The 241-nt window shown below is 49.4% G+C and carries 1 pseudogene; it reads left to right on the plus strand.

The window, feature by feature from the left end:
* Positions 1–241, plus strand: a pseudogene (locus tag AAEZ05_RS29975) (tRNA (guanosine(37)-N1)-methyltransferase TrmD); the annotation flags it as partial.

A 241-nucleotide genomic window follows, 5' to 3' on the forward strand; every position in this document is an offset into this window, starting at 1 on the left:
TGATTATACCACTGATAACTACCGCCGTATTGATGAACGCCCGTATGGTGGCGGTCCTGGGATGGTGATGATTGCTGAGCCATTATCAATAGCTATCGAGGATGCGCGCTTGCGAGCGGGTCAACATGGCTGCCGTGTCGACAGTGGGCATTGTCCGGTGATTTATATGTCGCCACAAGGACAGACGCTTAGCGAAAGTAGTGTGGTCAGTATGACTGAGTATGATGGCATGATTATATTA

It is taken from the genome of Pseudomonas sp. HY13-MNA-CIBAN-0226 (assembly GCF_040310305.1).
Lineage (GTDB): Bacteria > Pseudomonadota > Gammaproteobacteria > Pseudomonadales > Pseudomonadaceae > Aquipseudomonas > Aquipseudomonas gregormendelii.